This is a genomic window from Pseudomonas frederiksbergensis (assembly GCF_001952935.1).
GTDB classification, from domain to species: domain Bacteria; phylum Pseudomonadota; class Gammaproteobacteria; order Pseudomonadales; family Pseudomonadaceae; genus Aquipseudomonas; species Aquipseudomonas frederiksbergensis.
In genome coordinates, this window is sequence record NZ_CP018319.1 from 4,884,777 (window position 1) to 4,898,654 (window position 13,878).

The following is a 13,878-nucleotide window of genomic DNA, read 5'->3' on the forward strand; positions in this document are numbered from 1 at the left end:
TCCGTTGAGGCATTCCCACGCAGAGCGTGGGAACGATCAAAAATCCTGCTGCACAAAACGGATACAGGTCTGCACCCAGCGGATAGTCCGCCCCATCCCCCCGTCCTAGCATGGCCCTGCCTGAATAAAAACAATGGAGGCGGCGGCCATGTCCCTGCGACCCGAATACCTTCACTCCCTGCTCGAAGATGACAAAGAACAGGGTATCTATCGCTGTAAGCGCGAAATGTTCACTGACCCGCGGCTGTTCGATCTCGAGATGCAGCACATCTTCGAAGGCAACTGGCTGTACCTGGCCCACGAAAGCCAGATCCCCAACAAAAACGATTTCTACACCACCACCATGGGGCGCCAGTCGATCTTCATCGCGCGCAACAAGGACGGTGAGCTCAATGCGTTCCTCAACGCCTGCAGCCATCGCGGCGCGACGCTGTGCCGGCACAAATCCGGCAACAAGAGCTCGTACACCTGCCCATTCCACGGCTGGACCTTCAACAACTCCGGCAAGCTGCTCAAGGTCAAGGATCCGGCCGAAGCGGGCTACCCGGCGAGCTTCAACTGCGAAGGCTCCCACGACCTGACCAAAGTCGCGCGTTTCGAGTCATATCGCGGCTTCTTGTTCGGCAGCCTCAAGGCCGACGTAGTCTCGCTGGTTGAGCATCTGGGCGAGTCGGCAAAGATCATCGACATGATCGTCGATCAGTCCGCCGATGGCCTGGAAGTACTGCGCGGTTCTTCCAGCTACATCTACGAAGGCAACTGGAAGCTCACCGCCGAAAACGGTGCCGACGGCTATCACGTCAGCTCCGTGCACTGGAACTACGCCGCTACCCAGAATCAGCGCAAGCAACGCGAGGCCGGCGATTGCAACCCGACCATGAGCGCCGGCAGTTGGGCCAAGCAGGGCGGTGGTTTCTACTCCTTCGACAAGGGCCACATGCTGCTCTGGACCCGTTGGGCCAACCCTGAAGATCGCCCGTTGTACGAGCGTCGCGATGAACTGGCCCAGGACTTCGGCAAGGCCCGCGCCGACTGGATGATCGAGAACTCGCGCAACCTGTGCCTGTACCCGAACGTGTACCTGATGGACCAGTTCAGTTCGCAGATCCGCATCGCCCGGCCGATCTCGGTCAATCGCACGGAAATCACCATTTACTGCATCGCCCCCAAAGGCGAAAGCGACCACGCCCGTTCGAGCCGGATTCGTCAGTACGAAGACTTCTTCAACGTCAGCGGCATGGCGACCCCGGACGACCTGGAAGAGTTTCGTTCCTGCCAGACCAGTTATCAGGGCAGCGTGACCGCCTGGAACGACATGTCCCGTGGCGCCGAACACTGGATCGAAGGCGCCGATGAGGCGGCCAGGGAAATCGACCTGCATCCGCTGCTCAGCGGTGTGCGCACCGAAGACGAAGGCCTGTTCGTGCTGCAACACAAGTATTGGCAGCAGACCATGCTCAAGGCCTTGGCCGCCGAGCAGTCCGAACTGATTCCTGTGGAGGCCGTGCAATGACCATCACCTATGACGCCGTGCGTGATTTTCTCTACCGCGAAGCGCGCTACCTCGACGACCGGCAGTGGGACGAATGGCTGGAGTTGTACGCCCCGGACGCGACGTTCTGGATGCCATCCTGGGACGACAACGACGAGTTGACTGAAGACCCACAACGGGAAATCTCGCTGATCTGGTACGGCAACCGCACCGGCCTGGAAGACCGCGTCTTCCGCATCAAGACCGAGCGTTCCAGCGCCACCATGCCGGACACCCGCACCTCGCACAACATCAGCAACATCGAGCTGCTCGAACAGGCCGACGGCTTCTGCAACGTGCGCTTCAACTGGCACACCCTGAGCTTTCGCTACAAGACCGTCGACAGCTATTTCGGCAGCAGTTTCTACACCCTCGATGTGCGCGGTGAAAACCCGCTGATCAAGGCCAAGAAAGTGATCCTGAAGAACGATTACGTTCGCCAGGTCATCGATGTCTACCACCTGTGAGGCAGCGGTCATGACTCATTCCATCGCATTCAATTTCGAAGACGGCGTCACCCGATTCATCGACGCCAATGTCGGCGAAACCGTGGCCGATGCCGCGTATCGCCAGGGCATCAATATTCCACTGGATTGCCGCGACGGCGCTTGCGGCACCTGCAAATGCTTCGCCGAGGCCGGCCGTTATGATTTGGGCGAGGAGTACATCGAAGATGCACTCAGCGCGGAAGAGGCCGAGCAAGGTTTTGTCCTGACCTGCCAGATGCGCGCCCAGAGCGATTGCGTGGTGCGCGTGCCGACCTCATCCGAGGTATGCCGCACCCGCCAGGCCAGTTACGACGCGACCATCAGTGCCGTGCGCCAGTTGTCCGACAGCACCATCGCGCTGTCGATCAAGGGCGAAGCCCTGAGCAAACTGGCGTTCCTGCCGGGGCAATACGTGAACCTGGGGATTCCCGGCAGCGAGCAGACCCGCGCCTATTCGTTCAGCTCGTTGCAGCGCGACGGCGAGGTCAGTTTCCTGATCCGCAACGTGCCCGGCGGCTTGATGAGCAGCTTCCTCACCGGCATGGCCAAAGCCGGCGACAGCATGAGCCTGGCGGGGCCGTTGGGCAGTTTCTATCTGCGCGACATTCGCCGTCCGTTGTTGCTGCTGGCCGGCGGTACGGGGCTGGCACCGTTTACCGCGATGCTGGAAAAAATCGCCGAGCAGGGCAGTGAACATCCGTTGCATTTGATCTACGGCGTGACCAACGATTTCGATCTGGTGGAAATGGATCGACTGGAAGCCTTTGCCGCGCGAATCCCGAACTTCAGCTTCAGTGCCTGCGTGGCCAACCCGGACAGTCAGCACCCGCTCAAGGGCTACGTGACCCAGCACATCGAGCCGCAGCATTTGAACGAAGGCGACGTCGATGTCTACCTGTGCGGCCCGCCGCCGATGGTCGAGGCGGTCAGCCAGTTCATCCGCGAAAAGGGCATCGCGCCGACAAACTTTTACTACGAGAAATTTGCCGCCAGCGCGGCCTGAGCCGCGTTGTTGTGGGAGAGAGAAATGAACAGATTCACAGAGAAAGTCGCGCTGATCACTGGAGCAGCCCAAGGCATTGGTCGGCGCGTTGCCGAGCGCATGGCGGCGGAAGGTGCGCGGTTGATTCTGGTCGATCGCTCCGAACTGGTGTTCGATGTCCAGCAGCAATTGGGGCAGGGCAGCCAGGTGCTCGCGCTGACTGCCGATCTTGAGCAATACAGCGAATGCAGCCGAGTCATGCAAACTGCCGTCGAGCGTTTCGGGCGTCTGGATGTGCTGGTCAATAATGTGGGGGGGACGATCTGGGCCAAGCCTTTTGAGCATTACGAAGCGTCGCAGATTGAGGCTGAGGTGCGCCGTTCACTGTTTCCGACGCTGTGGTGCTGTCATGCCGCGCTGCCGTTCATGCTCGAGCAGGGCAGCGGCGCCATCGTCAACGTTTCGTCCATCGCCACGCGCAGTGTCAATCGCGTGCCGTACGGTGCGGCGAAGGGTGGGGTCAACGCGCTGACCGCTTGCCTGGCGTTCGAAACCGCCGGTCGCGGGATTCGGGTCAATGCCACCGCGCCCGGTGGCACTGAAGCGCCGCCGCGGGTCATTCCGCGCAACAGCGCTGATCAGAGCGAACAAGAGAAGGTCTGGTATCAGCAGATAGTCGACCAGACGCTCGACAGCAGTTTGATGAAGCGCTATGGCACGCTGGATGAACAGGCAAGCGCAATTCTGTTTCTGGCCAGCGACGAAGCGTCTTACATTACCGGCATGATCATGCCGGTCGGTGGCGGCGACCTCGGTTGATTCACTTACAAGCGACGCTGAAACGCTTTGATGATTCTGAGCGTGGCGTTGCTGGTGTTCAGGTCCTGGACCGCGTCCAGCGGATACCAGATGCAATCGAAGATTTCGTTTTGTGGGCGGGCCTCATCCGCGTTCTCCACGGAGGCCTCGTAAACATGGTGTTGGGTGCTGGCCGTTTGCAATTCCATCAGGTACAGCATCCCAGCGACCCCAAGCCCGGTCTCTTCCTGGAGCTCTCGTGTGGCGGCGTCGGCAATGGCTTCACCACGTTCAACCTTTCCGCCGGGCAGCATCCACCGACTCCTTGGCTTGCGCACCAGGAGAATGTGTCGGTGTTGCTCGCAAATGACGGTCGCGCGTACTTTCATGTGTTACCCGATTGCTGTTTGTCATAAAACAGTCATAAAAATGCAATATTCGAGCCGAGGTGTCTGCCTCAATGGTTGGAGTGATGGACGAGGCTGGAAGTGCGATCGCGTTTCGAAATACTGGCGCGACGTCTGGTCGGCACTTCTTGAAGGGGCGGGTGTAAGGTATTCAAGTGAATCCAGGATCATCACTGCCGAAATGGAGGTGACTATGAGCGTTCCGATGCTGACCAAAATGCACATGAACGGTTATGACGTACTCAGCGTGAACAACGGCCCGTGGCGGGTGTGCACCAAAGGTGACCGGCTTGGAGCCTTTGGCAGTAGAGAGGAAGCACTGGCCTTTGCGGCCGCTCTTCCAGGCTACAAGGCCAGAGCAAGTCGGCCTGCACGCAGCCAGCAATCAGACAAATAGCACGCTTGAAGCCCTGGTTCGCCGGGGCTTTTCTTTGTGCACTTGATCCTTGCTCATGCCGGTCTCGCCCTTTGCAACCAGCGTTCGATCCCGATAAACACGCGATTCGGAGCTGCAGCCACCCAACGCCGCCAGTACAACGACCAGCGCGCCTGGAGGTTTGTGCATGGCAATGCTCTGCTATTGAGCTTTTGTTCGAGTGATGATCTTGGCCTTCACTTCCTCGGCATACCCCTTCAGTCGTTCTTCATCTCCCTGAAACAACTCGCACAGCTTCAGGATTGCTTGTGCATCCACGTCATTGCCAGTCAGGCGTAGCTGCTCTGCGATGCGTAAAAGCTCTACGGCTGACCATCTCAAATCCGACGCAAGCCCTTGCAGGTCACGCCGAAGTTCATTTTCAGATTCGTTAAGCCACATGATGACCTCCTGCCATTCTCCGCTACAAAATTTTAGTCCCATTTCCCGGGCCAGGGCGTTTTGTTCGTCTGGACCGTTGGTGCAACCTTCTGTCGGGAAGATGAACGCGAACCCGCAGATTTGATGTCGTAGTGAGGTAGTCAATTTTTGCTAGGGCGAGGCAACATCAAATGACGGCGACTGATGAGTTTAGATTTCATGCCCATGAGCTGATCGTTGATCTGGACGCGGCCACCACGGAAATGATGAAGCTGATTTCTGCACATCAGCTGAGCGGCCCGGAATGGGAGCGGGTCACTCAATGGCAGCACGAAGCGTATGAAAGATGGATGACTTATCTGAACGAGAGGTCATACCCGGAAACCGGCGATCACAACGCCCCTTGCTGAGTTCAGTGCAACGGATGGATGTCTGGACAGCGACACGCTACATTCCCCTTTTTTCGGGATAAGGAAGCGTCATGCGCAAATTGATTGGGGGAGTAGGGTTGGCGTTGCTGGCAGGCTGTTCATTGCCCGCGTCCCTGGTGCCGGGTGAACCCAACGTCAGCAAGTACAGCGACAAGGTGCCGAAAGACTATGCCGCATGCGTTCTGCCGGCGTGGCAGCGGGAGATACCCAATACGACCCAATCGGCGATTTCCAATGGCTACAGAGTCACGGCGCCGAGCATCATCACGGCCGACGAAATTGTCGATATCGTGAAATCCAAGGATGGCAGTCACGTATCGCTTTATCAGGGGCCGCCCTGGGCGAAATCCGGGGCGTTGCGTCAGGCAGTGCGTGATTGTCTTTAAGGTTTAGTCGGTGATTTCGGTGACCTGGATGATCGGGTCGGCGCTTGCCTGAGTGCTCGCATTGATTTTCTTTTCCCGACGATCGTTTATCCAGTTGTCCACCTGAGCATTGAATTGCGCCGGCGCTTTTCGTCCGACCTTTCTGGCGAGATCAAGAATGGTCTGCTGGGCGAGGGCGTCTTCCATGCGTTTTTGCGCGGTCATCATGACGGCATGCACCGAACATGGACCCGCCAGCGCCCACGCTGGCGCGGAACCTTCGAACAAAGCGCAACGCCCCCGAATCTCTCGGCAATCGAAGATGAGTTTCTGGCCGTCGATGGCATTGACGATATCCAGAATGCTGATTTCGTCAGAAGGCCGGGCCAGCTTGAAGCCGCCGCGTACGCCTTCAGTGGCGACCACCAGTTTTGCCTTGGCCAGTTTGGTGAAGATTTTTGCCAGATAGTCCTGTGGTACGCCTTGCAGCTCGGCAAGGTCTCGCACGCTCGCCTCACGGGTGTCGCCGCTGCTGCCGACCAGAAAAACCAGGCAGTGAATGCCGTACTCAACGCCTGCGCTGTAAAGAGACATATCAATCTCCGACCAAAGTAGTCGCAAATGCTAACAGCGGCACGCGAGCAGGGCAACGCGTCCTGTCGCTTCTTCATTATGCGTCGCGCGGCAGTTTTGGCTCTCGATAGGCCTTTTTCGGACAAATCAAACTTTTCGATACCAACCATCGGTAAATTCGCTTTGTGCCATGCAACTAGGATCAATATAGTCGCCGTTGTCAGGTCCGCATTGGAAAGCAGCCCAACCGAAGCGCGTGACCTTTAACGAATTCATCACTTGGTCTTTTCCCCGGAGTTAACAATGAAACAACACATCCTGGTTATTGGCGCAGGTTTCGGTGGCATGTGGACGGCTTTGAGCGCCACGCGTCTGTTCGACATTCATGGCCACAGCGACGTTGAAGTGACCGTTCTGGCTCCTCAGGCCGAGCTGCGAGTGCGTCCGCGTTTCTACGAGCCGAATGCGCACCAGTTGGCCGCACCGATCGGCGAACTGTTCGATGCGGTTGGCGTCCAGTTCATCAAGGGCTCTGCCGAAACCATCGACGTTGAGCAAAAACGGGTCGGCTACGTTGATGCGTCCGGCAACCAGCGGGTGTGCAACTACGACAAACTCGTTCTGGCGACCGGCAGCCGCCTGGCCTTGCCGAACACGCCAGGTGTGGCGGAACACGCCTTCGACGTGGATCAGATCGAACAGGCCATACGCCTGGAAAATCACCTCAAGTCCCTGGTCAACCTGCCAGAAAGCAAAGCCCGCAACACCGTAGTGGTGGCTGGCGGTGGCTTTACCGGGATTGAAACCGCGACCGAAATGCCTGCGCGGCTGCGCGCCATCCTGGGTGATCGCGCCGACATCGACGTGATCATCGTTGATCGTGGCGAGAAAGTTGGCGGGTCCATGGGCGCCGAGATCGCCAAGTCGATCGTTGAAGCCAGTATTGAAACGGGCGTGAAATGGCGCTTGAAATCGTCGGTCGTCGCCGTCGATGAAAATGGCGTGACCCTGACCGATGGCCAGCGCATCGATGCCAAAACCGTGGTCTGGACCACCGGTGTGCGCGCCAGCTCGTTGACCGAGCAGATTCCGGCCGAGCGCGACCACCTCGGTCGTCTTCACGTCGATGCGCACCTGAAAGTCATTGGTCAGGAAGACATCTTTGCCACCGGCGACGTCGCCTATGCCGCCAGCGATGACATCGGCAACTTCGCATTGATGACCTGTCAGCACGCGATCTCGCTGGGTCGTCATGCCGGCAACAACGTTGCTGCGCAGATTCTGGGCGTGGACCCGACCCCGTACAGCCAGCCGAAATACGTGACCTGCCTCGATCTGGGTGCCTGGGGCGCGGTCTACACCGAGGGTTGGGACCGCCAGGTGAAGTTGGTCAGGGAGGAAGGCAAGGCGCTGAAGACTCAGATCAACACGATGTGGATCTACCCGCCCGCGGCTGATCGTGTCACTGCACTGGCTTCGGCGGATCCGATGATTCCTGTCGCCTGAAACCTTGGCAGCGTTGCTTCGATAACGCTGTCTGTTTAGAAAAAATCCCGCCCGGGTTTTCTTGGGCGGGATTTTTTTTGCGCCTTGAGCGGTTGCGGGCGTGAAATTTAACGTGTAGTTTTTCATGAAATTATAAGTATAAAATTTCATGAGGGCCGTATGTTCCAGCAATCTACCCAGCACGTCTCCAGCTATTACGCCCACACCTGCGCGGATCGCTTGGTGGATCGAGCTGTACTTGAGGGCGAGCAGGACACCGAAGTGTTGATCATCGGGGCCGGCTTCAGTGGGTTGCATACGGCGTTGCGTCTGGCCCTGGCCGGTAAGCGCGTGACGTTGCTGGAAGCCAGTCGGGTGGCCTGGGCCGCCTCGGGGCGCAATGGCGGTCAGGCCATTCTCGGTTGGTCGTGTGACATGCCGCCGTTGGAGGAAGCGCTAGGTTATGAGCGTGCGCGCCGGTTATGGGACAGCATGCGTTGGGCTGCCCGGGAGTTGCGAGACTTGCCTGGCCGCCATGGTTTCGATTGTGACTATCGGCCTGGTCACCTGTGGACGTCGGTGATGCCGCGTCGGGTGAGTCTGCTGACAGAATGGCAACACGAGGCCAGCCACAAGTGGGGCCACGATGGTTTGCAGTTCATCTCGCGCGAGGCGTTGCCTGATTGGGTCGCCAGTGAGCGCTATCAGGCGGGCCTGTTCGATCCTGAAGGCGGGCATTTGAATCCGCTGAAACTGGCGCTCGGCCTCGCCGCTGCGATTGAACAGGCCGGTGGATGCATTCATGAACAGAGCAAGGCGTTGAGTTATCACGAAGAAGGCGATCGTTACGTGGTCACCACTGAACGCGGTCGCATTCGCGCCGACGTGCTGGTGCTGGCGTGCAACGCCTACCTTGATCGGCTTGATCCGCAACTGTCGAGTTGCGTGTTACCGGTCGGCACTTATCAGGTGGCCACCGCGCCACTTTCAAAGCAACAGGCGACCGCGTTGCTACCGAGCAATGTGTGCGTCACCGACAACCAGTTTGTCCTCGATTATTTCCGCCGTACACCAGACAACCGCCTGCTGTTCGGCGGTGGATGCACTTACCTGGGCGGCATGCCGAAGGACATCGCCGCTGCGACACGGCCCTATCTGGAGCGCGTGTTTCCCCAACTGAAAGGCGTCGAACTGGACTTTGCCTGGGGAGGGCACATCGATCTGACCCTCAAGCGCACGCCTGACATCGGTCGACGTGGCGATCTCTACTGGCTACAGGGTTACTCCGGACATGGCGTGCTGCCGACGTTGGCCGGGGCGCGTGCCGTGTCCGACGCGATCCTTGGCCAGCCCGATGAGCTGGCGTTGTACCAGGGTTTGATCAACGGCAGCTTTCCCGGTGGAAAGTATTTGGCAGCACCGCTGGAAGCCATCGGCAAAGCCTGGTATCGCCTGCGCGACAGCCTTTGAAACATCAATTTCTGGAAAACTTCTGATGGACATGCAAGAAGAAATCTCGGCGCTGGCGATCCTGATCCAGGACCTGCGCAAACACAAAAAATACACCCTGAAAGACTTGGCGGACAAAATCGGTCGTTCGGTGGGCTTTCTTTCGCAAGTAGAACGGGGTTTATCACGTCCCACGGTGGCGGACTTGACCGCCATCAGCGAAACCCTCGGCGTGCCGACCACCTATTTCTACAGTTTGCCCAAGCCCATGGCGTTGCCTTGGGTGACCCGTCCGGATGAGCGACGCACGCTGTATTACGCCGACGGGATCACCGACATCCTCGTCTCACCGAAGATGAGGGCGTCCTTCTCAATGCTTGAAAGCCAACTGGAGCCCGGCGCCAGCAGCGGTGACCGGCACATGAACGACAGCTCGGAGCAGGGTGGCTATGTCCTCGAGGGGGAGCTGACGCTATGGCTGGATGACGACAAACCGGTGACGTTGCGCACCGGCGACAGTTTCCAGCTGGCCAGTCACACACATTGCCGCTACGGCAACCTCTCGGATCGGCTCGCCCGGGTGCTTTGGGTTTACACCTGATAAAAACAACAAGGAACACTAATGATGGATGCTGTCTGCTCTGATCTGGTTGCTGAGGTTCGCGCGTTTCGCCAGCGCTTCCCGCAGGTGCGTTACGTTGACCTGATTTCCCTGGATATTCCCGGGCATTTTTATGGCAAGCGCTACCCGATAGAAATGCTCGAGAAGGTCGCCGCTGGCAGCGCGCTCAAGCTGCCGCAAAACTGTGTGTTGCTGGGTACGCAGGGCGGTCTGTTCAAAATCGGCGACTACTGTTTCAACGACGGCGACCCGGATGCTCCCCGCCGCCTGGTGCCCGGTACGCTCAAGCCCGTGAGCTGGGAAAAACAACTGCTGGGGCAGATGCTGATTACCTCGAGCGGTACTGAAAAGCCTATCGTCTTCGAGCCGCGCGAAGTGTTGGCGCAGGTGCTCGAGCGCCTTGGCCGAAAAGGGATTTTCCCCGTCGTCGCGTTCGAGCTGGAGTTCTATCTGTTCGATCGCCAGCTGCGTGACGGCTTGCCACAGTTCCCTCGCGATCAGCTGACCGACGATGCCGATGATCAGCCGAATATGCACATCGAACGGCTGTCGAGATTTTCACCGGTACTCGATGACATGGTCGAGACGGCGAGGGCGCAAGGCATTGATGCCACAGTGATCACTGCGGAGCTGGGCCCGGGCCAGTTCGAAATCAATTTCGGTCACCTTGACGATGGCCTGCGTGCGGCCGACTGGGCAGCCCTGTTCTGCCGCAGCACACGGGGCGTGGCCCTCAAGCACAATCACCGCGCCAGCTTCATGGCAAAACCCTATTTGCAGCATCCCGGTAGCGGCATGCATGTGCATGTGAGCCTTTACGACGAGGCGGGAACCAACCTGTTGGCAGCAAACGATCAGCAGGCGCTGCGCCATGCCGTGGCCGGTTGCCTTGAAGTGTTGCCGCATTGCATGCCGATCTTTGCACCGAATCACAACGCCATGCGGCGCTTGAGCGGCACGGTGAATGTGGCGACGCGCGCCAGTTGGGGTTTTGAAGATCGTGACGCCTGCCTGCGGGTGCCTGAGTCGGACGCGAAGAATCTGCGCATCGAACATCGCCTGGCGGGCGCGGATGCCAATCCATATCTGGTGTTGGCGGCGATTCTGGTCGGGCTGGAGCACGGGTTGGAAGTGGGTCGTGAACCGATTGCATCCCTCAATGAAGATCGTGGCAGCGGAATCGACTTCCCGCTGGAGATGCTGGAGGCCGTGCGTGCAATGCAAAACAACGTTCAGCTGCGCGAGGGATTGGGGGCTGAGTTTGTGGATGTCTATTGCGAAAACAAGCGCCAGGACCATTTGGCATTCCTGCACGACATCAGCGCGCGGGAGTATCGCTGGTACCTCTAAGTCAGCCCTTGTTAAGGTGCGTCCATAAAAAATGTGTGGATATTTAATGAGTTAGAAGGTTTAGTAACTGGTTGGTGAGTCAAAATATCTTGTTACAGACAGAAATATTAAGTAATATTCGCCCGCGTTCACCACCACGGTTTATGCATTTTGAGTCCCAGGCGTCCATCAGCTGCCTGGGATTTTTTTTGCCTGAAATTCGCGACAAATGTATATCCGCTAGCGTGAAATGATCCCGTGATCGATCGCGTATTTGACCAGGGCCGCGGGTTTGTCGATGTTGAGTTTGCGCCGGATGCTCAGGCGATGGGTTTCGACCGTGCGAACGCTGATGTCCAGTTCGCGGGCCATCTCCTTGTTGTTCAGCCCTTGAGCCATCTTGTACAACACCTGGCTCTCGCGCGGTGTCAGCTCGTTGTCGGTATTTTTATCGGCGATGAGCCGCTGGGCGATCTCGGCGCTGTAGAACGTGCCGCCACTGGCGATGGCTTCGATCGCCGCGATGATTTCCCGCGACGGTGAGTTCTTCAGGACATAGCCGCTGGCCCCCGCGCGAACGGATTCACTCACGTATTCGTTATTGTCGTACATGCTTAGCACCAGCACCTTGAGCGACGGGTACTGGCTGCGTAATACCCGGGTCAACTCGAGTCCGTTCATGTCCCGCAGGCTGATGTCGACCAGCAACAGGTCCGGCTGGCAGCGCCCGACCATTTCAATGGCATCCGCGCCACTCTCGGCTTCGCCCACGACTTCCAGGGGAGGCATGACCGCCAGCAGCGCTTTGATCCCGTCGCGGACCAGGGCGTGATCGTCGACCAGGGCGACGCGGATCGGGTAGGGCAGGTTCATCGCGGGTATTCACTCTTGTTGTGGGGGCGAGTCAGTGTGTTGTACCGGGCGTTTTCATTGGCAGCCAAACGTCCAGCTCGCTTCTTCCCGGCATTGAGATCAGATCGAATCGTCCACCAAAATGCTCGACACGCTCACGAATATTACGCAGGCCAATGCCCGCGTGACGACGTTCAACCTGGGCGACGTTGAAACCGATACCGTCATCGACCACCGTCAAACGAATGGAATCTTCGGACCCGTGCAGGGTAATGGAGACGTTTTTAGCCTGGGCGTGTCGTTCAATATTGGTCAGGCCTTCTTGCACGATGCGAAACAGCGAGACCGCTGCCCCATCGACCAGGTGGCAGTCGAATTCGTTGTCGTTAAAAGTCACCACCAGGCCGCTGCGTTGCTCGAATTCTGCGGCGAGTTGACCGATCGCCGCCGGCAGGCCCAGGGTGTCGAGCAGCGAGGAACGCAGGTCGTGGGAGAGGCTGCGAACCTCGCCAATCGCTTCGCCCAGGCGCTGCGTGGCGTCTCTTAGCGTACTCAAGCCCTTGTCATGTGCTTGGCCATTCTCGAGCAGGTGGCTGGCCAGTTCGAACTGAAACTTGATCGAGACCAGTAACTGGCTGATGCCGTCGTGCAGTTCACGGGAAACCCGTGAGCGCTCTTCCTCTTGCAAGCTGACGATACGCTGGGTCAGGCGCTGCAGTTTTTTGTCGGCCAGACGATGCTCGCTGACGTTCAGCGTCATGCCGCTGGCGAAGACAAACAGCACCGCCACGAGGGCCACCGCGGCAATCGCCAGCATGGTCTTGCGAATGCCCTGGGCCACTTCGTCACGCGCCTGTTGGGTCGCGCGTTCAACGTCTTCAAGGTAAATGCCGGTGCCGAGCATCCAGCCCCAACGATCCAGCATCACCACATAGGCGAGCTTGTCGGTCACCTGGCCGGAGGAGGGTTTGTTCCAGGCGTAGCGCTGAAAGCCTTCGCCCGATTGCGCACTTTTGAGCAATGCCTGGATCACCGGCAAACCGTGAGGGTCTTTCATGTCCCACAGGTATTTGCCCACCAGCTCCGACTGGCGAGCGTGCATCAGGCTGCGGCCTTCGTGGTCGTAGACGAAGAAGTAGCCATTGATGCCAAAGCTGAGCTTGCGCAGTTCTTCCAATACTTTTTGCTGGGCGTGTTCGTCGCCGTGGCCGTCGTCGTACAGCGGTTCGATCAGGCTTTGCGCCATTTCGACGTAGTTCTTAAGTTCTGCGCGCTTGCTCGCCAGAATGCTGTCTTCGATCAGTTGCGCCTGTTGTTCACCCAGTTGCCGGTTCATGGAAATCACCAGCGCACAGATGACGGCGATGGCCAGCATCAGCGGCAGAATCCCGAGCGCGACGATTTTGTGTTTGAGCTGCATCTGTGCTCCTGTCCGGACCGAGGGAAGGCGAAGGCCCGGCATCATATGCCAAAGATACGCGGGGCCAGTAGCGGTGCTGGACGGAATGACTTGTAGTAGCTGAGCTTGCTCGCGATGGCGGCCTGACAGCCGACCAATCTCTTTCAGGTGTACATATCCATTGCTGCGGTAACGGCGGCTAATGGTTTCGCCCTTACGGCGAGTCCCTTTTGTCAAACGCCACAAAAGGAACCAAAAAGTCTCGCCCCAGCGTCCGGCCCCTCGCTTGGGCTCGGCGTTCCTTCGTTCCGGTATTCATCTGGGGGCATCGCCTCCGGTCGGCTTCGCTTCGACCTCCTCTCGATGTGTTC

16 protein-coding genes are annotated in these 13,878 nt (G+C 58.4%); 11 read left to right on the forward strand and 5 right to left on the reverse strand.

Going from position 1 to position 13,878, the window contains the following annotated elements; translation table 11 throughout:
- Positions 1-148 precede the first annotated feature (148 nt).
- From benA to PFAS1_RS22915, 4 genes are read left to right on the forward strand one after another with little or no spacing between them, the layout of a single operon-like run.
- On the forward strand, positions 149-1,513 hold the full coding sequence (benA, locus tag PFAS1_RS22900; protein ID WP_076030627.1) for a benzoate 1,2-dioxygenase large subunit: 1,365 nt from the start codon (positions 149-151) through the stop codon (positions 1,511-1,513).
- Complete coding sequence (gene benB / locus PFAS1_RS22905) at positions 1,510-1,998, forward strand: benzoate 1,2-dioxygenase small subunit (RefSeq protein ID WP_076030628.1); 489 nt, start codon at positions 1,510-1,512, stop codon at positions 1,996-1,998. Before benA ends, benB begins: the two co-directional genes overlap by 4 nt.
- A gap of 10 nt (positions 1,999-2,008) precedes the next feature.
- Positions 2,009-3,022 carry a benzoate 1,2-dioxygenase electron transfer component BenC gene (benC, locus tag PFAS1_RS22910; protein ID WP_033057713.1) on the forward strand — a complete coding sequence of 338 codons (1,014 nt, stop codon included), beginning with the start codon at positions 2,009-2,011 and terminating at the stop codon, positions 3,020-3,022.
- A 24-nt stretch (positions 3,023-3,046) separates the two neighbouring features.
- Complete coding sequence (locus PFAS1_RS22915) at positions 3,047-3,820, forward strand: 1,6-dihydroxycyclohexa-2,4-diene-1-carboxylate dehydrogenase (protein WP_076030629.1); 774 nt, start codon at positions 3,047-3,049, stop codon at positions 3,818-3,820.
- Between the two features lie 5 nt (positions 3,821-3,825).
- Here the strand turns inward: PFAS1_RS22915 and PFAS1_RS22920 are convergent, their stop codons facing one another.
- The gene (locus PFAS1_RS22920; RefSeq protein ID WP_076030630.1) at positions 3,826-4,188 is read right to left on the reverse strand and encodes an NUDIX hydrolase; all 363 of its coding nucleotides are present in this window, start codon (positions 4,186-4,188) and stop codon (positions 3,826-3,828) included.
- 211 nt (positions 4,189-4,399) lie between these two features.
- On the opposite strand from PFAS1_RS22920, the gene PFAS1_RS22925 reads away from it, so the two are divergent.
- Positions 4,400-4,603 carry a DUF2188 domain-containing protein gene (locus PFAS1_RS22925; RefSeq protein WP_076030631.1) on the forward strand — a complete coding sequence of 68 codons (204 nt, stop codon included), beginning with the start codon at positions 4,400-4,402 and terminating at the stop codon, positions 4,601-4,603.
- Positions 4,604-4,783: 180 nt separating this feature from the next.
- On the opposite strand, the gene PFAS1_RS22935 is transcribed toward PFAS1_RS22925, so the two are convergent.
- Positions 4,784-5,023 (reverse strand): hypothetical protein, encoded by a 240-nt coding sequence (locus PFAS1_RS22935; protein WP_074875717.1) that lies wholly within the window; start codon positions 5,021-5,023, stop codon positions 4,784-4,786.
- A 170-nt stretch (positions 5,024-5,193) separates the two neighbouring features.
- On the opposite strand from PFAS1_RS22935, the gene PFAS1_RS22940 reads away from it, so the two are divergent.
- Entirely contained in the window at positions 5,194-5,412 is a 219-nt protein-coding gene (locus PFAS1_RS22940; RefSeq protein ID WP_074875719.1) for a hypothetical protein, read from the forward strand.
- A gap of 71 nt (positions 5,413-5,483) precedes the next feature.
- Positions 5,484-5,819: a hypothetical protein gene (locus PFAS1_RS22945; RefSeq protein WP_074875721.1), complete on the forward strand. Its 336-nt coding sequence runs from the start codon at positions 5,484-5,486 to the stop codon at positions 5,817-5,819.
- 3 nt (positions 5,820-5,822) lie between these two features.
- Here PFAS1_RS22945 and PFAS1_RS22950 read toward each other — a convergent pair whose 3' ends face one another.
- Complete coding sequence (locus tag PFAS1_RS22950) at positions 5,823-6,392, reverse strand: RrF2 family transcriptional regulator (RefSeq protein WP_076030632.1); 570 nt, start codon at positions 6,390-6,392, stop codon at positions 5,823-5,825.
- A 282-nt stretch (positions 6,393-6,674) separates the two neighbouring features.
- On the opposite strand from PFAS1_RS22950, the gene PFAS1_RS22955 reads away from it, so the two are divergent.
- The 4 genes from PFAS1_RS22955 (at position 6,675) to PFAS1_RS22970 (ending at position 11,277) form a co-directional block, all read left to right on the forward strand.
- Positions 6,675-7,877 carry an NAD(P)/FAD-dependent oxidoreductase gene (locus PFAS1_RS22955; protein WP_076030633.1) on the forward strand — a complete coding sequence of 401 codons (1,203 nt, stop codon included), beginning with the start codon at positions 6,675-6,677 and terminating at the stop codon, positions 7,875-7,877.
- Between the two features lie 159 nt (positions 7,878-8,036).
- Positions 8,037-9,326: an NAD(P)/FAD-dependent oxidoreductase gene (locus tag PFAS1_RS22960; protein WP_076030634.1), complete on the forward strand. Its 1,290-nt coding sequence runs from the start codon at positions 8,037-8,039 to the stop codon at positions 9,324-9,326.
- Between the two features lie 25 nt (positions 9,327-9,351).
- Positions 9,352-9,906, forward strand: coding sequence for a helix-turn-helix domain-containing protein (locus PFAS1_RS22965; protein WP_074875728.1), 555 nt, complete (start codon positions 9,352-9,354; stop codon positions 9,904-9,906).
- A gap of 24 nt (positions 9,907-9,930) precedes the next feature.
- Positions 9,931-11,277, forward strand: a complete 1,347-nt coding sequence (locus PFAS1_RS22970) for a glutamine synthetase family protein (RefSeq protein WP_076031579.1) — start codon at positions 9,931-9,933, stop codon at positions 11,275-11,277.
- A gap of 219 nt (positions 11,278-11,496) precedes the next feature.
- Here the strand turns inward: PFAS1_RS22970 and PFAS1_RS22975 are convergent, their stop codons facing one another.
- Positions 11,497-12,129: a response regulator gene (locus PFAS1_RS22975; RefSeq protein WP_008154581.1), complete on the reverse strand. Its 633-nt coding sequence runs from the start codon at positions 12,127-12,129 to the stop codon at positions 11,497-11,499.
- A 31-nt stretch (positions 12,130-12,160) separates the two neighbouring features.
- Entirely contained in the window at positions 12,161-13,528 is a 1,368-nt protein-coding gene (locus tag PFAS1_RS22980; protein WP_076030635.1) for a cache domain-containing protein, read from the reverse strand.
- Positions 13,529-13,878 lie beyond the last annotated feature (350 nt).